The organism is Halogeometricum limi, from assembly GCF_900115785.1.
GTDB lineage: Archaea > Halobacteriota > Halobacteria > Halobacteriales > Haloferacaceae > Halogeometricum > Halogeometricum limi.
In genome coordinates this window covers 561,139-578,287 of sequence record NZ_FOYS01000002.1, presented here as the reverse complement: position 1 = coordinate 578,287, position 17,149 = coordinate 561,139, and the positions used below count along the sequence as shown (strand labels likewise).

Here is a 17,149-nt window from a genome sequence, read left to right as displayed (position 1 = left end):
CGGGGCATCCGTCAGTCGCCGGTCGACGGCGTCGAGACGGCGTTCGACTCGGCTTCGCTGACGAGGTGGCACGACGCGACGTGTCCGGCGGGCGTCCGCCTCAGTTCCGGGGCGGACGACTCGCACACCGTCTCGAACTCCTCGGCGAGGAGTTCGCGCCCTTCCGCTTGCTCGTCGTTCGCGAGGTGACGGAGTGCCGTCGAGAGAACCTCCTCGGCGCGGGGGTCCGACAGTTCCTCCGGGATGTCGAACTCGCGCCGAATCTCCGCTCGGACGCGGTCTGCGGGCACCGACTCCGGTTCCTGCCCGGACTCGCTCGCGACGAACTCCCGAACCGCCTCGGCGTTCACGCCGTCGCGTCCGAGGCGGACGCGGAGGTCCATCACGGACCGCCACGTCTTCTGCTCGAAGTCGTAGCCCTCGGGCGGGATGACCTCGGGACACCGCGTGTGGAAGCGGCATCCGGACGGCGGGTTCGACGGACTCGGCACGTCGCCGGAGAGTTCGACGGCGCTCCCGCGTTTCGTCGGGTCCGGTTGCGGAATCGACGACAGCAACGCCCGCGTGTACGGATGCTGGGGGTTCTCGAACAGTTCGTCGGTGGCCGCGAACTCGACGATTTCGCCGAGGTACATCACGGCCACGCGGTCGCATATCTCGCGGACCACCGAGAGGTCGTGGCTGATGAACAGCATCCCGAGGCCGAACTCCGTCTGCACGTCTTTCATCAGCGAGAGAATCTCGGCCTGGATGGAGACGTCGAGCGCCGAAACGGGTTCGTCGGCGACGATGAGTTTCGGGTTCAACACCAGCGCTCGCGCGAGGCCGATGCGCTGTTTCTGCCCGCCGGAGAACTCGTGGGGGTACCGGTCGATGTCGTCGGCGGAGAGGCCGACGCGTTCGAGCAGATCCTTCACGATGCGACGGCGACGCTCGCGGTCGCGCATCCCGTGGACGGTCAGGGGTTCGGCGACGGACTCGCCGACGGACATCCGCGGGTCGAAACTGGAGGTCGGGTCCTGGAAGATCATCTGCGCCTCCCGGCGGAACCGCTTCAGTTCCTTCTTGTCGTACTCGGTGATGTCCCGCCCCTCGAACAGCACTTCGCCGTCCGTCGGTTCTTCGAGGCGGAGCAGCGACGTCGCGGCCGTGGACTTCCCACAGCCAGACTCGCCGACGAGTCCGACCGTCTCGCCGCGTTCGACGGCGAAGCTGATTCCGTCGACGGCGCGGACGTTGCCGACCTGTCGCTTCAGGACGCCCTCGGTGATGGGGTAGTGTTTCTTCAGGTTCCGCACTTCGAGAAGCGGCGCGTCCGAACTCATCTCGCGTCACCTCCCGTCTCGTCGCCGCCGTCCGCGCGCGCGCCGCCGACGGCGTCGGACCCGTCCTCGCCGAGGACGACGGAGGGGTCAGCGCCCGGTTCGAAGTGGACGCACGACACCGCGTGGTCGCCGTCGTCGACGGCGTACATCGGCGGTTGCTCGCCGATTTCGCAGTCTCCGACGGCGTACGGACATCGCGGGTGGAACCGACAGCCGTCGGGTGGTGAGGTGGTCGACGGCAACGACCCGCCGATGGCGCTCATCTTCTCGCCGCGGCCGGGCAGACACTCGAGGAGCGCGCGCGTGTACGGGTGCGAGGGGTTCTCGAATATCTCGTACACGTCGCCCTCTTCCATGACCTTCCCGGCGTACATGACGACGACGCGGTCTGCGACTTCGGCGACGACGCCCAGGTCGTGTGTAATCATCACGATACCCGTGTTGAACTCCTCTTGCACCTGGTTGAGCAGGCGAAGAATCTGCATCTGGATGGTGACGTCGAGCGCCGTCGTCGGTTCGTCGGCGATGAGGAGGTCCGGGTTCGAAGCCAGCGCCATCGCGATGACGATGCGCTGTTTCATCCCGCCGGAGAACTCGTGCGGGTAGTCGTCGATGCGACTCGTCGCGTCGGGGATGCCGACGCGGTCCAAGAGGTCGATGGCGCGTTCGCGGGCCTCCTTGTCTTTCGCCTTCTTGTCGTGGAGTTGGATGGCCTCGCGAATCTGCCAGCCGACGGTGTAGACGGGGTTGAGCGCCCCCTGCGGGTTCTGGAAGATATGGCCGATGCGGCCGCCGCGGAGCGCTTCCAGTTGTTTCTCGGACATCGCGGTGACGTCCTCACCGTCGAAGCGGACGGTGCCGTCGACGATTTCGCCCGGCGGTTCCGGGATGAGTCGCGTGATGGACTCGGCGGTGACCGTCTTCCCGGACCCGCTCTCGCCGACCACGCACACCGTCTCGCCGCGGTCGACGTCGAGACTCACGCCGTCGACCGCTCTGACCGTTCCTTCGTCCGTGTGGAAGTGCGTCTTCAGGTTTCGAATCGAGAGTAGTGGTTCAGTCATCTTAGTCCTCCGCGCGCGGGTCGAGTGCGTCGCGCAACGCGTCGCCGACGAAGTTCAGCGCCAGTACCGTCGTGAACAGGAACACGCCGGGGATGGTCGATATCCACCACGCCGTGTCGATGTCGCTCCGCCCGGCGGAGATGACCTGCCCCCACGAGGGGACCGTCGGGTCGCCGAGACCGAGGAACGAGAACGCCGCCTCGAACAGGATGAGGCTCGGGATGAGCAGACTGGCGTTCGTGATGACCGTGTTCGAGACGTTCGGGACGAGGTGTTTCCGGATGACCCAGAACTCGCTCGCTCCGGCCGACTGGGCGGCCTGGATGTACTCCTCTTCGCGGCGCTGAAGCGCCTCTGAGCGGACGAGTCGGGCCGTCGACCCCCAACTCGTGATGCCGAAGATGACGATGAGGAGGAACAGCGTCCCGCCGTACAGGTACAGCAAGAGCAAGTAGAGGAAGAACGTCGGGAACGTCAGTTGGATGTCGACGTACCGCATCAGCAGTTCGTCCACGATACCGCCGGAGTAGGCGGCCACCGTCCCGACGGCCGTTCCGATGATGATGATGATGAGCGGCGTGATGAGGCCGACTTCGAGGCTGACGCGCATCCCGTAGATGACGCTCTTCATGATTCCCTTGCCCTGCCCGGTGGTTCCGAGCGGGTACTGCCACGTCCCGTGACACATCCCGTCGGAGACGGGGCCGACGCAGGTACCGACCGTCGACTCCGGAACCGAGAGGAACACGGGTGGCTGGTACTGCGCGAGGACGTTCAGGTCCGGTTTCGCGATGAACAGCGGACCGACGAGTCCCAGTCCGAAGATGCCGACGAGGAAGACGCCGCTGACGACGGCGGCGCGGTTCTTCCGGAACTCGCGCCAGTAGCGACGACTCATCCGCGGGTTGTCGTACAGCGGGTAGACGGCGAAGAAGACGACGGTGAGGAGCGTGACGACGAGGAGCCAGTCCAACTGCGTCACGTCCCACTCGAACGGCGTCGTGAACGTCGGCCCGTCGTTGGCGACGACGACGTAGTCGTACACCAACAGCAGTGCAACGACGCCCAGCGAGGCGAGAAAGCCCGCCGTCTGGGTCGTCAGGCTGTCCAGCCCGGACCGCTGCATGTCGTCCCAGTCGATGTCCTCGAACCGGTCTCTGTAGTCTTCGCCTCCCATCATCGCTCACCGTAGCTGATTCGCGGGTCCAACACCGTGTACGCCAGGTCCTGAAACAGGTTTCCGACGATGGCGATGAACGTCGGGATGAGCACCGTCGCGAGGACGAGTGCGACGTCCTGTTGGATGATGGCTTTGTAACTCAACTGCCCCAGTCCGGGGATTCCGAACACCACCTCCACGAGGTAGGAACTCACGAGGACGATGTTCAGGATGTCGCCGACGAGGATGGTCGAGAGCGGAACCAGCGCCGGGCGGAAGATGTGGCGCGTGACGCGACGCCAACTGTCCGCACCCTTCGCCTTCGCCGTCTTGACGAACTCGGCGTTGACGTACTCCAGCGCCGTCGCGCGCGAGAACCGCATCTCGCTCGCGATAGAGGAGAGCGTCACGACGAGCGTCGGGGCGATGAGTTGCTGGACGTTCTGCAGCGAGAACCACGGCACGTCCGAGTGGTAGTAGATGGGAATCCAGCCCAACCACACCCCGAAGATGAGTATCATCAGGATGCCGAACCAGAAGTCCGGGATGCTAATTCCGAAGAACGCGAACGCCGACGCCGCGTAGTCTTCCAGCGAGTTCCGGTGGGTGGCCGAGTACAACCCGATAGCGACGCCGAGGACCGTCGAGATGATGAGCGCGGGCGTCGCGTACATGACCGAGTACGGCCACGCCTCTAGTATCGCCTCCGTGACGGGCTGTGACCGGGTCTCAGACCACCCCCAGTCCAGCGTCACCATGCCTATCATGTAGTTCTTGTAGCGTTCCCAGAGCGGTTGGTCCAGTCCCCGAGCACGCTCGTACGATTCCTGTGCCTCTTCGAAGTCGCCTCCCTCCTGTACCTGCTGTGCGACGTAGGACGCGGCCTGCGGGTCCGGGGAGGCCGCCATCAACCCGAAAGTGAGAGAGAGGATGATGAACGTCGCCACTACGGTCCACGCGAGGCGGCGAGCGATGTACCACTTCATGTTTTTACTGTGCTAATCATTAGCAAATAGTTGCGCAAAAGGCGCTCGGTGCGCTCTGCTTACTGCTCCGCGAGGTACCAGGTGGAGCTGTCCCAACCCTGGAGGTAGCCGTACTCGCCCTCGGCGGGCATACCCATGTAGTTCTTCGCGTACGCGTTCTTGTAGACGCTGAAGTTGAGGAAGTTGCTCGGCTGTTCCTCACTGAGCGCACCGAAAATCTTCGCGAACGCCTGCTTGCGCGTCTCGTCGTCCGTCGCGGTTCGGGCCTCCTGGTAGAGGTCCGCAATCGGCGCTTCGGGGTCGTAGCCCATGAAGTTGAAGCCGCCGTCCGGCACCCAGAACACGTTGGACCCGTCGGGGTTGATGGGGTACGCGTTCAGCGAGACGCCGTACAGCAGGTCCCACGGCTCCTGCGACGTGGCGTCGAGACCGGCGTTGAAGCTCGGGTTGCCGCCGTCTTTGCTGTTGAGAAGGTATTTGTTCTGCAGCGTGTTGAACGGACCGCCGTTCGTCGGCTTGACGTTGATTCCGATCTTGGCCAGTTCCTGCTTGTAGAACTCGGCGACCGTCTGGTTGTTCTGCGACCCGGCGCGGTAGACGAACGTGAGTTCGACCTGGTTGCCGTCGCCGTCGACGAGCGTGTCGCCGTCGTAGCTGTAGTCGGAGCCCGAGATGGCGTCTTCCATCATCGAACGGGCCTTCTCCGCGCCGTAGGAGTCGCCGACGCCGAACTCTTCGACCTGGTCGGTCAGATACCACGGCGACCACTCGGGCTGGAACGTCTGCGCGACGGTGGGGAAGCCGCGGTAGATGTTCTCCGCGATGGCCGTCTTCGAGACGGCCGTCGAGAGCGCGCGGCGCACGTCCGTGTTCTGCAGCATCTCCCAGCCGTTGGGACGCTGGTTGTAGTACGCCATCCCACAGAACGGGTTCGGCGGGAAGCGGAACTTCAGGTGGTCCATGCCTTGGAACTGTTCGACCTTCTGGGAGGGAACGTCCTCGAAGTACGTGAGGTCGCCCTCCTTGAGGGCCGACAGGCGCGTGGACTCCTCGGGGATTATCTGCAGTTCGTACTGGTCGAAGTACGGCGCGTCAGCGAAGCGCTCCGGAATCTCTTCGGAGCCGGCGATTTCGCGCAGGTAGTAGTCCTCGGCGCGCGTCGCGACGAAGCGCGACTCTCGCTTCCATTCCTCGAAGTCGTACGGGCCGAGGTTCCCGGTGTACGACAGCGAGTTGAGCTCTTCGTCCTGCTTGAGTCCCTCGACGTCCTGATTGTCGACGTACTCTTTGACGAGGTCTTTCGGCAGACAGCGACCGCCCCAGAACGCCGTGGAGGCGATGAACGCCGGTTCGGGTTCGGGGAGCGTGACCATCATCGAACGCGTGCCGGTCTTCTCGATGGTGAGGTCTTTCCAGTCGGAGAACTGGACGACGCCCGCCCAGTTCTCTTTCGTTTCCGACTCCTCGGGTGAGAGCGCGCCGTAGAGGTTCTGCGCCGTGTAGACCCAGTCCTCGGCCGTCAGGTCGCCGTAGGGGTCGCTCCAGCGGAGGTTGTCGCGGAGGGTGAACTCCCACTCCTGTTTGTCCGTCTCGGAGTACTCCTCGACCCACAGCGGGACGATTTCGCCGAAGTCCTTGAAGTCGTAGGCGAAGTCCATCGTCGCACCGACGAACTTCGCGGAGGAGGTGTCGCTGTGGAAGAGGAAGTTGACCGACTTCGCGTCCGTCGCCATCGCCTCGCGATACGTGCCACCGACGGTACGACCGGAGGAGTCGTCCGTCTCGGTGGCTGAGTCGGTCGATTCGGTCGTCTGACCGCCGCCGTCTTCGCTCGTTGTCGTCTGGTTGTTCTGCTCACCGGAACAGCCAGCGAGGCCCGCGGCGCCACCCACGCCGAGTGCCTTGAGCCAACTGCGCCGATTGATACGTTTATCCGTGTTGCCGGATGGCATAGATTGTTAAAACAACCATTTACTAATATACTCTTCGGTTGGAAAAATCCAAACCTCGGCCTCGATACCGGTGTACAGTGGTTACCACTCGGTTATTTCTCTGTATTATTCGACGTTCGAGTAAAAATTGGCGTTCGCTCGTGTCGCTCGACTATAGTGACGTCTGCACGTCGTCACTCACTCGACCGCACGACTGCGTGTGGTCGGATGAGAAATCAGTTGCAGACGCTACGATATCAGTCGTCGCCGTCTTCGTCGACGATGACCACTTCGCCGTCCTCGACGGTGACGTTGATGAGGGTCTTGACGTGGTGGTCGGTGTCGTCGAGTTCGTTCGGTCCCGCCTTCTTGATGACCGCGACGGTGTCGACGACGTCCGCTCCCGTCGACTTCAGTGCGTCCAGAACCGCGCGCATCGTCCCGCCGGTCGAGAGGACGTCGTCGAGAACGAGGACGCGGTCGTCCTCCTGCACGTCGTTGATGAACATGTCGTTCTCCGAGTATCCGGTCTGTTGGCTCAGAGAGATCTCTCCGTCGAGTCCGTACTGGCGCTTCCGGATGACGACGAGAGGAATGTCCGTCATGAGGGAGACGGCCGTCGAGATGTGGATGCCCATCGCCGCGGGCGTGACGATTTTGTCCACGTCTTCGAGGTCGGCCTTCCGGATGATCTTGATGACGATCTCGCGAAGGAGGCCCGGTTCGAGCATCGGAACCCCGTCGCTGATGGGGTGGACGAAGTACTCGTAGTCTCCCTTCTCGATGATCGGCGCTTCGAGGAGCGACTGCCGCAACTGGTCCATGTCGCCGGTTCATCGGGTCCGGAATAAAAGGTGGCGGTTCGGCGGCCGTATACGACCGGGGCACACGGCCCGTGACATCGTGCCGCGTGGACGCTCAGACGCTGAGCAGACTCATCGCGGCGCGGACGAGCGGTTCTTCGGGCTCGTCGGGGTCCGCGACGAGGAGCATTCCCCGTCCTCCGCAGTACACCTGTAAGAGTTTTCGCCCGTCGAGCGTCCCCGATTTGTACTCGACGCGGTCCTGCGTCGGTCGGAGTCCCGCGAAGAGACCGTGGCGGACGAAGTCCTGCCGCATCTCCTCTGCGAGTTCCGAGATGGTCTCGGTCAGTTCACCGCTGTCGTCGTACGACGAGGAGAGTTCGTCGCTGACGTGAAAGAGGTCGAACGCCGTCGCCCCGTAGACGGCGATGAGGTCGAGTGGTTCGTCTGCGACCCGTTCGAACGTCTCCACGGCGACGTTCCGATTCGGGCCTGGCCAGTTCGCGCTTTTCATCTGTGCGGGGTTGTGTATCATACACGCCCCCATCCGTTCCGACGCGGGAGTCTCCCATCCCCCGAATCCACGCCTGGAACCTTCATGCAATTCGTGATTATCTGATGTTCATATAAATGTATAGGTGAAATATAAACTATCTGGCCATTCCGAGAACCGCCGGATGCGACCTCTCATCGAGATACTCGTTCGCCCTCGACGACGGACTCCGCCCGTGAATGTTCGGCGTGCGTTCCCGAGTCGACGAACGGTCTCAGTGCCGTTCTTCGCCGCTCTCGTCGGTCACGGTCGCCCCTTCGTCTTCGTCCACGAAGCCTTGATAGGGACAGATAAACTCGTCTCGGATGAGCTGTTCGTCGACGATTTTGAGGCCGAGTGCGTCCAGTTCCTTACTGATTCGATTGAGGTTGTCGTGGTTCTCCCCGATAGCGTTCACGTAGACGTTTCGCTCCCCGGTCATTATCTCGCGGACGGCGGTCACGCCCCGGATGTCCCGCGCCTGGTTCGCGAGTGCGTCCCGGTCCGGGACCGGGGCGGTACAGATTATCTTGACGTACAGCGGGTAGCCGGCGAGGTCGTAGTCGATGTCGATATGATAGCCTCGGATGATCTCCGCCTCCTCTAACTTGTTGATGCGGGTCCGAACCGTACTCGACGACAGTCCGAGTTTCTCGGCGATATCCGTGGACGACGTCGCTCTCGCGTCCTGCTGGAGGTAGTACAGTATGTGTCGATCGACGGAGTCCAGTTCGCCGTTCTTCATCGATGGTGAATGCTGGCTTCCCCGAGAGATATAATCTTGTCCTCTGGGCCGTCCGCACTCGCCCCTCGGCCGCGACCGCAGTTCTCCATTATCTTTGACGAAAGATGAATTAAGCGAACGAAGTTTGACGAACCGTCAATAGAAACAGCAAATTTATTGGCTCCTGTCACCAACCGAGGGACGGAATTAGACTGCTGACGAGCAGTCGACACAGATAATGATCCGAACCCGACCCGAGAGAAGCGGCTCTGACGGGGCGAACGACTCACTCTGCCACGTTCGCTCGCCCGTTCGAGACGCGCGGCACGTGCTGAGAACGTGTCGGCCTCCGGAGACCACCGCCGCCAGCGAGACGACAGCGGCGGGGTCCTCAACGGGCCGATTCGCGGTGTTCGACGGTTCCACTATGTCCCCACCAACCGTCATCACAGGCGCTCTAAGAGGCGAAGACGAGCGCACAGAGCTGACGAGAAAGAAAGTCTTAACGGCCTCGGTCAGGAATCTCGTACCATATGTTGGGTTCAAGCGCTGCCGATCTAATCTCCGCTTACAGCAGAGACTCGTTCCGATGAGGTGGGCTCGGTGACCAGTTCTCGCCTCCTCGTTCCGGTCTCTGAGTCGAAGACCCTCCGGAGTACAGTCGAGCACGCCGTCCGACAAGCGGTCGAACACGCCGACGAGTCCGACCGCCCGGCGTCGGTTCACTTCGTCTACCCGTGCTCCCAACGGCTCACCTTCGAGCGCGAGAGCGAGAGCGAGAGCGAAGAGATCCGAACCGCCAGGTCGCTCCTCGAACGGGTGACGGTCTGGGCCGAAGAGGACCGCGGCGACGACGAGGAAGCGGTGACGTTCGAGACGGCGATGGTCGGTACCAGAGAGTACCTGTTCAGTCCAAGCGACTACGCCGACGCCCTCGTCCAATACGCGCGGAAACACGACCTCGACCTCGTCGTGTTCGACCCTGGGTTCAATCCACTCGGGACGACGCCGTTGCTTCCGCCGCTGGAGAACGAAGTTCGTCGCGCCGGCGTCGAGATTCAGGAGGCGCCGGTCCAGCGCGAACGCCGGACCCCGCTCTTGGTCCGACGCGCGACGCTCGCGCAGTTTCTCAGCCTGTTCGCCATCTCGTACGGCTTCTACCTGCTCCTCGCGGGGTCGTTCGCCGCCTTCGAACTCGCCACCGGCGCCATCAGCGCGGGTATCGTCTCCGTTGCGCTCTGGGGAATCTCGCTCACCACGCCGCTGAAACCGGCCCAAGCGGCCGTGAGGTTCGGTCGATTCGTCCTGTACGTCCCGTATCTGTTGTGGGAGATAGTGAAGGCGAACGTGACGGTCGCGTACGTCGTGCTCCACCCCGACCTCCCGATAGACCCGGAGATGGTCGAGTTCGATGCGGCCGTGTGGTCTGCACTACCGGTGACGACGCTCGCCAACAGCATCACGCTCACCCCGGGGACGCTGACGGTCGACGTGTCCCGACGACACTTCACGGTGCACACGCTCACCCCGGACTCGCGCGACGACCTGCTGTCCGGCGCGCTCGAACGGGCGGTCAGGTTCGTCTTCTACGGCCGGGCGGCGGCCCGCATTCGCTCGCCGCTCGAACGCCAGCAAACGGAGGACGAAGAGTAATGGTGCTCGTCGAAGACGCACTGTTGCTCGCCGCCTCCGCGTTCATCGTCACCTCGTTCGTCGGCCTCTTCCGCGTCGTCCGCGGTCCGACGATGCCCGACCGCGTCATCGCCATCAACGTCGTCGGCTCGAACGTGGTCATCGTCATCGCCCTGCTGGCTGCCGCCGTCGGTGAACCGGGAGCGCTCGACATCGCCTTGGTGTACGCGCTGTTGAACTTCCTGTTGAGCGTCGCGATCTCGAAGTTCACCGTCGAACGCGGGGGGGTGCTCTGATGACGCCGACCGAAATCGCGGTCGTCGTACTCCTCGTCGGCGGCGTCTTCTTCGCCGTCGTCGCCGCCGTCGGACTCGTCCGTCTCCCCGACCTCTACACGCGCGCACACAGCACCTCGAAGAGCGAGACGCTCGGCGCGGTTCTGGCGCTCGCGGCGGTGACGATTGCCTTCGACGGCGGTCTGTCGACGATAAAGACCGCGCTCCTGTTACTGTTCATGTTCATCACGAACCCGACTGCCGCACACGCCATCGTCCGTGCGGCGTCCGAGCAAGGCATCGAACCGTGGACCACGGACACGGAGGAAGACCAGTCATGATCGGCGTGTTAGACGTGGTTCTGCTCGCGTTCATCCTCGGTTGCGCCCTCGCGACGGCGCTGCTCCGCGACGTGCTCGGGTCGATTATCGCGTTCAGCGCGTACAGCCTGGGTATCGCGGTCATCTGGGTGTTCCTTCGCGCCCCCGACGTGGGGCTCACGGAGGCCGCCGTCGGTGCCGGCGTCATGACGATTCTGTTCTTGGTGACCATCGCGAAGACGAGTCGCCCGTCGGGCGAGCGCACCCTCGAACGAATCGACTACCGCGCGGCAGGCATCGCAATCGCCCTCGTCGCCGTCCTCTCGACGACGCTCGTCGCCCTCCCGCCGTTCGGGAGCGCGGAGTCGGCGGTCCTCACGGACGAGGTGACGAGGTACTACCTGGCGAACGCGTACGAACAGACGGAAGTCAAAAACGCCGTGACCGCCGTCCTCGCCGGATACCGCGGATTCGACACGCTCGGCGAGGCGGCGGTCGTCTACGCGGCGGGGGTCAGCCTCCTCGTCGTCCTCAAAAAGCAGGTGTTCGCATGAGTTCTGATACATCACAGCCAGAGTCGGCCGAATCGGAGTCTCCGTACGTCGAAAGCCCGATAATCATGACGACCGTCCGCGTGATAACGCCGTTCGTGTTCACGCTCGGACTGTTCGTGATGTTCCACGGCGCGGACTCCTCGGGCGGCGGCTTCCAGGGCGGCGTCATCGTCGGAACGGTCGTCCTCATGCTCGGTATCGCGTTCGGCATCGAGACGACTCGCGAGTGGATTGGGCCGAACATTCCCATCCTGATGATCTGCCTCGGCGTCCTCGCCTTCCTGCTGATCGGAATCGGGTCGGTGCTGCTCGGCGGCGGATTCTTAGAGTACAGCACGTACGGGTTCTACCACGCCACGAAGTACGGCATCGAGTTCGTCGAGTTAGCCATCGGTCTCATCGTCTCCGGAATCGTAACCGGGCTCTTTTTCGTCATCGCGTCTGGACTACAGGGTAACAGGAGTGACGTACGGTGATCGAGTTTCTGGCCTCCCGCCTCTACTATCTGGTATCGTTCCTCCTCTTGGGCGTCGGTACCTACATGATGGTCGGAAACGCCAACCTGGTGAAGAAGGTTATCGGGATGAACGTCTTCCAGACGGGCATCTTCCTGTTCTTCATCGTGAGCGCGTTCGTGAGCGGGGGCAGTCCGCCGCTCCTCACGGCCCCGGAACCGTACGTCAGTCCGCTCCCGCACGTGCTGATACTGACCGCCATCGTCGTCGGGGTGAGTCTCACCGCCGTCGCGCTCGGACTCATCGTCCGAATCTACGAGGAGTACGGCACCCTCAACGAGAACGCGATTCGGAAGGTGATCTCGGATGAGTGAACTCCCGCCGTTCCTCGTGGCGGTTCCGCTCCTCGGCTCCGTCCTCGCGTTGCTCGCGGGACTCGCTCGCTCGCGGACCGGATGGGCGGTCGCCGCCGTCACGGCGGTTCTCCAGACCGCGCTTGCGGTCGTTCTGGCCGTGCGCGCGTTCAGCGGCGACCCGATTCGGTACGTCGTCGGAGGGTTCACGGCACCGTTCGGAATCGAACTCGTCATCGACGGCCTGTCCGCGACGATGGCGGTTCTCGTGGCCGTCGTCGCCCTCGGCGTCCTCGGTTACGCGCGGGTCGCCGGGCCGCGCTCGAACGCCTTCTACGCGACGTACCTGCTGCTCGTCGCCGGGCTCTCGGGAATGAGCATCACCGGCGACGTGTTCAACATGTACGTCTTCTTGGAGATTACGGGGCTGGCCGCGTACGCGCTGGTCGCCAGCGGCGAGAGCGGCCGGTCCGCCCGCGCCGCCCTCAAGTATCTCCTCGTCGGGACCGTCGGCGCGTCGCTGTTCCTGTTGGGAATCGGGTTCGCGTACGTCGCGACGGGGACGCTCAACATGGCCGACCTCTCGGGGCAACTCGCCGAGGTGGGCCACGGGTCGCCCCTCGTTCAGGCGTCGTTCGCGCTCCTCGCCGTCGGCCTGTTCGTCAAGATAGCGGTGTTCCCGATTCACACCTGGCAGCCGGCGGCGTACGCCGGTGCGCCCGACTCCGTCAGCGCCCTCATCTCCGCGCTCGTCTCGACGATTGCGGCGTACGCGCTGATTCGCATCGTCTTCACGGTCTTCACCGTCGACTTCCTCGTCGCGAACTCGTTCGCACGGACCCTGCTCATCGCCGCCGCAATCGTGAGTATCGTCGTCGGGAGCGTCCTCGCGGTCACGCAGCAGGAGATAAAACGCATGCTCGCGTACTCGTCGGTCTCGCAGTTCGGCCTCGTCGTCGGTGCCGTCGCGGTGGCCAACGGAACCGCGCTGACCGGTGCCGTGATACACCTCGTCGGGCACGCGATTATGAAGGGGGGGCTGTTTCTGACGACCGGACTCGTCGCGAACGTCGCCGACGCTCGGACGGTCGACGACTACCGGGGACTCGCCGAGCGCTTCCCGGTCGGTTCGGTGGCGTTCGGGGTTCTCGCGCTCGCGATGGTCGGCGTCCCGCCGGCCGTCGGATTCGTCGGTAAGTGGTACATCGCGCTGGGCGCCGTCGAGGCGGGGGCGTGGCCGCTCGTCGTGGTCATCCTCGTGAGTACGCTGCTGACGCTGGCGTACTTCGCGCAGGTGATAGAGCGGATATTCTTCCGCGAGTCCGACGCCGCGAGCGCCGCGAGCGCCGAGACGACGACCGACGAGACGTTGTTCACCGACGGAAACGGCGCCGACACCGACCGACCCTCGGTCTCCTTCGGGATGCGAGCCACGGTGCTTCTCGCCGCCGTCCTCGCGGTCGCCCTCGGCGTCGCCGCATTCGAGTACGGACAGCTTCTGCAACCAACTATCGAGCGTCTCCTCGTATGACCGAAGTAGCCTCACTCAGACCGATCGCCGCAGTGCTCGTCTCAGCCATCGCTATCGTGCCGATTCTCGCTTCGGCGGGACGGCCGAACCTCCGAGAGGGGTGGACCGTCCTCGCCGCGGTAGTGAAACTCGGCGTCATCGCGAGCATGGTCCCGGGCGTTCTCGGCGGGACGGTGTACGTGACCGAACTGGGGACGTTTCTGCCGGGGATACAGTTCACGCTCAGAGCCGACCCGCTCGGAATCTTGTTCGGTCTGCTCGCGAGTCTGCTGTGGCTCGTGACGAGTTTCTACAGCGTCGGTTACATGCGCGGGCTGTCCGAACACGGCCAGAGCCGGTACTTCGCGGCCTTTGCGGGGAGCGTCTCCGCGGCCATCGGAATCGCGTTCTCCGCGAACCTCCTCGTCCTGTTCGTCTTCTACGAACTGCTCACGGTCGCGACGTATCCGCTCGTCACGCACGACGAGACGCCGGAGGCCCGCGCCGCCGGTCGGAAGTACCTCGCGTACACGTTCGGTGGCGGCGTCGCCGTCCTCTCGGGCACGATACTGGTCTTCTGGATGACCGGAATGGGGACGACGGCGTTCACGCCCGGCGGAATCGACCAACTGGCGAGCGCCGACCCCGTGTTCGCGCGGGCCGCGTTCGCGCTGTTGGCGACCGGGTTCGGCGTGAAGGCGGCGCTCATGCCACTGCACTCGTGGCTCCCCGACGCGATGGTCGCGCCGACGCCTGTCTCGGGCCTCCTGCACGCAGTCGCGGTCGTCAAGTCCGGCGTGTTCGGCATCGCCCGGGTCGTCCTCGACGTGTACGGCCCCGGCCTCATCGCGGACCTCGGTCTGGGCGTGCTTTTGGCCTCCGTCGCGGCGTTCACCCTCGTCGTCGCCAGCCTCATCGCGCTCAGACAGGACAACCTCAAGCGACGGCTGGCGTTCTCGACGGTGAGCCAGCTGTCTTACATCGTCCTCGGATTGGCCGTCCTCAACCCGATGTCCATCACCGGTGCGCTCTTGCACATCCCCGCGCACGCCTTCATGAAGCTCACGCTGTTCTTCTGTGCCGGTGCGATTCACGTCGAGACGCACACTGACGACATCAGCAACATGGCCGGTATCGGAAAGCGGATGCCGCTGACGATGGCCGCCTTCGGCGTGGCGTCGTTGGGGATGGCGGGAATCCCCCTCGTCGCCGGGTTCGTCAGCAAGTACTTCCTGCTCATCGGGACGGTGTCCGCCGGTGACATCGTGTTCACGGTCGCGTTGCTCGTCTCGGGCGTCCTCAACATCGCGTACTTCTGGCCGGTGGTGTACGCCGCCTTCTTCGAGTCGCCGGGAGAGACCGACCGGAAACCCGTCATCGAGAACGTCCTCGGCGGGCGGTTCAGCGAGCGCTCGCCCAGCGCGGCGACCGACGGCGGGACGGACCGGACGGACGACGGGAGCGCTCCCGCGGACGTTGACAGCGACGACCACGGATACGCCGCCGACCACGAGGGACAGGGGATGAAAGACCGGGCCGAAGCCGCCGCCCACATCCGAACCGAACACGGCGACGACGCCAGTCCCGCGTGGGAACACCGCCGCTGGAACGGCGACGAGTCGACGTGGTTCATGCTGGGTCCGATTCTGTTCGCGATGGTCGGGTCCATCGTCCTCGGTATCGTCCCCGACACCGCCGTCTTCCTGCGCATCGTGAGGCTCATCGTCGAGGGCGTCACGGGGGTGGCTATCTGATGGTCGACCCCGTCGTGCCCGTCGTTCCGCCGTTCGTGCCCGTCCTGTTGGCGGCGCTGCTGCTTCCGTTCCTCGGGCGTCGCGCGGGCCACCTGCTCGGCATCGTCGCCACGGGCGTCGTCGTCCCGTACGTCTGGCTGACGCCCGCCGGTCAGCACCTCCCGGTTCGGCTGTTCGGTTTCGACGCGGTGCTGTACAACGTCGACCCGTTCTCGACGCTGATGGGGCTGATATTCGGATTCATCGGCGCGGTTGGCGTCCTCTACTCGTGGTACTCTAAGGCGCCGTCGCTCCAGACCGCGTTCGCGCTCTCGTACGTCGGGACCAGTCTCGGTGCCGTCTTCGGCGGCGACTGGCTCTCGCTCATCTTCTTCTGGGAGCTGATGGCCGTCACGAGTACGCTTCTGGTGTGGCACTACGGGGGGCGGGCGGTGCGCGCCGGCTACCGCTACGCGCTCCTCCACGGCATCGGCGGGACGCTCCTGTTGGGCGCCGTCGTGTGGCACTACGTCGAAGTCGGCTCGTTCCTGTTCACCGCCGCGGAGGCCGGGATGGCGGGGACCGTCGCGCCCGTCCTCGCGGCGGTCGGTATCGGCGTCAACGTCGGGTTCGTCGGTCTGCACGCGTGGTTGCCCGACACGTACCCGCGGCCGCACATCGCCGCGAGCGTCTTCCTCTGCGTGTTCACGACGAAGACCGGCGTCTACGGGATGTATCGGGCGTTCCCCGAGGGCAACGTCGCCATCGCCTACATGGGCGGGTTGATGGCCGTGTTCGGAGCGACCTACGCGCTGTTCCAGAACGACATGCGCCGGTTGCTCTCTTACCACATCCAGTCGCAGGTCGGCTACATGGTCGCCGCGGTCGGAATCGGGACGACGCTCGCGCAGTCCGGCGCGATGGCGCACGTCTTCAACCACATCCTCTACAAGGGGCTGTTGTTCATGGCCGCGGGCGTCGTCATCTACCGCACCGGGACCGAGAGCCTCAAGAAACTCGGCGGACTGGGCCGAGAGATGCCCCTGACCGCGGTTTCGTTCGCCGTCGCCGCGCTCTCTATCGCCGGGTTCCCCCTGTTCAACGGCTTCGTCAGCAAGGGAATCATCATCTCGGCCAGTCACTACGACTTCCCGGCGGGGCCGTTCGCCGTCGGTGACTTCCACACGCTGGAGTTACTCCTGCTCATCGGGGGCGTCGGCACGTTCCTCTCGTTCATCAAGTTCGGCTACTACGCCTTCCTCCACGGCGAGTCCGACCGCAACGTCGCGGACGCCAACGTGGGCCAGAGCGTCGCGATGGTCTCCGTCGCCGTGCTCTGCGTCTTCTTCGGCGTCTTCGACTCGGCGCTTTTCGCCCTGCTCCCGTACGACGTGACCACCGAACAGGTCGTCTCGCACGCGTACGTGACGTACACCGTCGGCCACGTCCTCGAAGGGCTGGCGCTCGCCGCAATCGGTCTCGTCGGGTTCGTCCTCATCAAGAAGCCGCTGTCGTCGGTCGGTCGCGTCCCCGACGTCGACAGCCTGTACAACCCCGCCGCGCTGTACGGGTCGCGTGCGGTCGTCGTCGGTATCACGGAACTGTACGCGGCGGTGGACCGGGCGGCGGTGCGGACCGCTCGGGTCATCACCGACGCGGTGAACGACCCGGAGACGGTGCTGAAGCGGTCGACGAGTCGGGACAGCGTGCAGTTGCGAGCGGACATCGGAACGAGCGTCGCGCTCGTGACGCTCGTCGTCCTGAGCGCCTTCGCGTTGATGTTCGTCTGACCC

Annotated in this window: 17 protein-coding genes; 9 read left to right on the top strand and 8 right to left on the bottom strand. The window is 64.3% G+C overall.

The genetic code is table 11. From position 1 onward, the window contains the following. Positions 1–11: 11 nt before the first annotated feature. The 8 genes from BM282_RS07875 to BM282_RS07840 form a co-directional block, all read right to left on the bottom strand. Positions 12–1,325: an ABC transporter ATP-binding protein gene (locus tag BM282_RS07875; RefSeq protein WP_089878932.1), complete on the bottom strand. Its 1,314-nt coding sequence runs from the start codon at positions 1,323–1,325 to the stop codon at positions 12–14. Further along, complete coding sequence (locus BM282_RS07870; RefSeq protein WP_089878929.1) at positions 1,322–2,389, bottom strand: ABC transporter ATP-binding protein; 1,068 nt, start codon at positions 2,387–2,389, stop codon at positions 1,322–1,324. The genes BM282_RS07875 and BM282_RS07870 overlap by 4 nt, the downstream gene beginning before the upstream one ends. Before the next feature lies 1 nt (position 2,390). Continuing rightward, positions 2,391–3,566 carry an ABC transporter permease gene (locus tag BM282_RS07865; protein ID WP_089879513.1) on the bottom strand — a complete coding sequence of 392 codons (1,176 nt, stop codon included), beginning with the start codon at positions 3,564–3,566 and terminating at the stop codon, positions 2,391–2,393. Next, complete coding sequence (locus tag BM282_RS07860; protein WP_089878927.1) at positions 3,566–4,534, bottom strand: ABC transporter permease; 969 nt, start codon at positions 4,532–4,534, stop codon at positions 3,566–3,568. Before BM282_RS07860 ends, BM282_RS07865 begins: the two co-directional genes overlap by 1 nt. A gap of 59 nt (positions 4,535–4,593) precedes the next feature. After that, positions 4,594–6,486 carry an ABC transporter substrate-binding protein gene (locus BM282_RS07855; RefSeq protein WP_089878924.1) on the bottom strand — a complete coding sequence of 631 codons (1,893 nt, stop codon included), beginning with the start codon at positions 6,484–6,486 and terminating at the stop codon, positions 4,594–4,596. A gap of 236 nt (positions 6,487–6,722) precedes the next feature. Beyond that, entirely contained in the window at positions 6,723–7,289 is a 567-nt protein-coding gene (gene hpt, locus BM282_RS07850; protein ID WP_089878921.1) for a hypoxanthine/guanine phosphoribosyltransferase, read from the bottom strand. Positions 7,290–7,383: 94 nt separating this feature from the next. Beyond that, positions 7,384–7,782 (bottom strand): hypothetical protein, encoded by a 399-nt coding sequence (locus BM282_RS07845; RefSeq protein ID WP_089879510.1) that lies wholly within the window; start codon positions 7,780–7,782, stop codon positions 7,384–7,386. 253 nt (positions 7,783–8,035) lie between these two features. After that, positions 8,036–8,545 (bottom strand): Lrp/AsnC family transcriptional regulator, encoded by a 510-nt coding sequence (locus BM282_RS07840; RefSeq protein ID WP_089878918.1) that lies wholly within the window; start codon positions 8,543–8,545, stop codon positions 8,036–8,038. A gap of 582 nt (positions 8,546–9,127) precedes the next feature. Here BM282_RS07840 and BM282_RS07835 point away from each other — a divergent pair. The 9 genes from BM282_RS07835 to BM282_RS07795 are packed head-to-tail and all read left to right on the top strand — an operon-like array spanning position 9,128 to position 17,146. After that, a complete protein-coding gene (locus BM282_RS07835) occupies positions 9,128–10,177 on the top strand; it encodes a monovalent cation/H+ antiporter subunit E (protein ID WP_089879507.1) in 1,050 nt (349 codons plus the stop codon). Continuing rightward, a complete protein-coding gene (locus BM282_RS07830) occupies positions 10,177–10,452 on the top strand; it encodes a cation:proton antiporter (RefSeq protein WP_089878916.1) in 276 nt (91 codons plus the stop codon). The genes BM282_RS07835 and BM282_RS07830 overlap by 1 nt, the downstream gene beginning before the upstream one ends. Then, entirely contained in the window at positions 10,452–10,772 is a 321-nt protein-coding gene (gene mnhG, locus BM282_RS07825) for a monovalent cation/H(+) antiporter subunit G (protein ID WP_089878913.1), read from the top strand. Before BM282_RS07830 ends, mnhG begins: the two co-directional genes overlap by 1 nt. Next, positions 10,769–11,305: a DUF4040 domain-containing protein gene (locus BM282_RS07820; RefSeq protein WP_089878910.1), complete on the top strand. Its 537-nt coding sequence runs from the start codon at positions 10,769–10,771 to the stop codon at positions 11,303–11,305. The genes mnhG and BM282_RS07820 overlap by 4 nt, the downstream gene beginning before the upstream one ends. Then, the gene (locus BM282_RS07815; RefSeq protein ID WP_089878906.1) at positions 11,302–11,781 is read left to right on the top strand and encodes an MnhB domain-containing protein; all 480 of its coding nucleotides are present in this window, start codon (positions 11,302–11,304) and stop codon (positions 11,779–11,781) included. Before BM282_RS07820 ends, BM282_RS07815 begins: the two co-directional genes overlap by 4 nt. Continuing rightward, the gene (locus tag BM282_RS07810) at positions 11,778–12,134 is read left to right on the top strand and encodes a cation:proton antiporter subunit C (protein WP_089878903.1); all 357 of its coding nucleotides are present in this window, start codon (positions 11,778–11,780) and stop codon (positions 12,132–12,134) included. The genes BM282_RS07815 and BM282_RS07810 overlap by 4 nt, the downstream gene beginning before the upstream one ends. Beyond that, positions 12,127–13,644, top strand: a complete 1,518-nt coding sequence (locus BM282_RS07805) for a monovalent cation/H+ antiporter subunit D family protein (RefSeq protein WP_089878902.1) — start codon at positions 12,127–12,129, stop codon at positions 13,642–13,644. Before BM282_RS07810 ends, BM282_RS07805 begins: the two co-directional genes overlap by 8 nt. Then, positions 13,641–15,377 carry a cation:proton antiporter gene (locus BM282_RS07800; RefSeq protein ID WP_089878899.1) on the top strand — a complete coding sequence of 579 codons (1,737 nt, stop codon included), beginning with the start codon at positions 13,641–13,643 and terminating at the stop codon, positions 15,375–15,377. Before BM282_RS07805 ends, BM282_RS07800 begins: the two co-directional genes overlap by 4 nt. Then, positions 15,377–17,146 (top strand): Na(+)/H(+) antiporter subunit D, encoded by a 1,770-nt coding sequence (locus BM282_RS07795; protein WP_089878896.1) that lies wholly within the window; start codon positions 15,377–15,379, stop codon positions 17,144–17,146. The genes BM282_RS07800 and BM282_RS07795 overlap by 1 nt, the downstream gene beginning before the upstream one ends. Positions 17,147–17,149: the final 3 nt, after the last annotated feature.

Excerpts from the sequence above, each read along its gene's own strand:
- BM282_RS07870 (WP_089878929.1), bottom strand. The coding sequence starts at position 2,389 with ATGACTGAACCACTACTCTCGATTCGAAACCTGAAGACGCACTTCCAC.
- BM282_RS07865 (WP_089879513.1), bottom strand. The coding sequence starts at position 3,566 with ATGGGAGGCGAAGACTACAGAGACCGGTTCGAGGACATCGACTGGGAC.
- BM282_RS07875 (WP_089878932.1), bottom strand. The coding sequence starts at position 1,325 with ATGAGTTCGGACGCGCCGCTTCTCGAAGTGCGGAACCTGAAGAAACAC.
- BM282_RS07840 (WP_089878918.1), bottom strand. The coding sequence starts at position 8,545 with ATGAAGAACGGCGAACTGGACTCCGTCGATCGACACATACTGTACTAC.
- hpt (WP_089878921.1), bottom strand. The coding sequence starts at position 7,289 with ATGGACCAGTTGCGGCAGTCGCTCCTCGAAGCGCCGATCATCGAGAAG.
- BM282_RS07820 (WP_089878910.1), top strand. The coding sequence starts at position 10,769 with ATGATCGGCGTGTTAGACGTGGTTCTGCTCGCGTTCATCCTCGGTTGC.
- BM282_RS07855 (WP_089878924.1), bottom strand. The coding sequence starts at position 6,486 with ATGCCATCCGGCAACACGGATAAACGTATCAATCGGCGCAGTTGGCTC.
- BM282_RS07805 (WP_089878902.1), top strand. The coding sequence starts at position 12,127 with ATGAGTGAACTCCCGCCGTTCCTCGTGGCGGTTCCGCTCCTCGGCTCC.
- mnhG (WP_089878913.1), top strand. The coding sequence starts at position 10,452 with ATGACGCCGACCGAAATCGCGGTCGTCGTACTCCTCGTCGGCGGCGTC.
- BM282_RS07830 (WP_089878916.1), top strand. The coding sequence starts at position 10,177 with ATGGTGCTCGTCGAAGACGCACTGTTGCTCGCCGCCTCCGCGTTCATC.
- BM282_RS07860 (WP_089878927.1), bottom strand. The coding sequence starts at position 4,534 with ATGAAGTGGTACATCGCTCGCCGCCTCGCGTGGACCGTAGTGGCGACG.
- BM282_RS07845 (WP_089879510.1), bottom strand. The coding sequence starts at position 7,782 with ATGAAAAGCGCGAACTGGCCAGGCCCGAATCGGAACGTCGCCGTGGAG.
- BM282_RS07815 (WP_089878906.1), top strand. The coding sequence starts at position 11,302 with ATGAGTTCTGATACATCACAGCCAGAGTCGGCCGAATCGGAGTCTCCG.
- BM282_RS07795 (WP_089878896.1), top strand. The coding sequence starts at position 15,377 with ATGGTCGACCCCGTCGTGCCCGTCGTTCCGCCGTTCGTGCCCGTCCTG.
- BM282_RS07800 (WP_089878899.1), top strand. The coding sequence starts at position 13,641 with ATGACCGAAGTAGCCTCACTCAGACCGATCGCCGCAGTGCTCGTCTCA.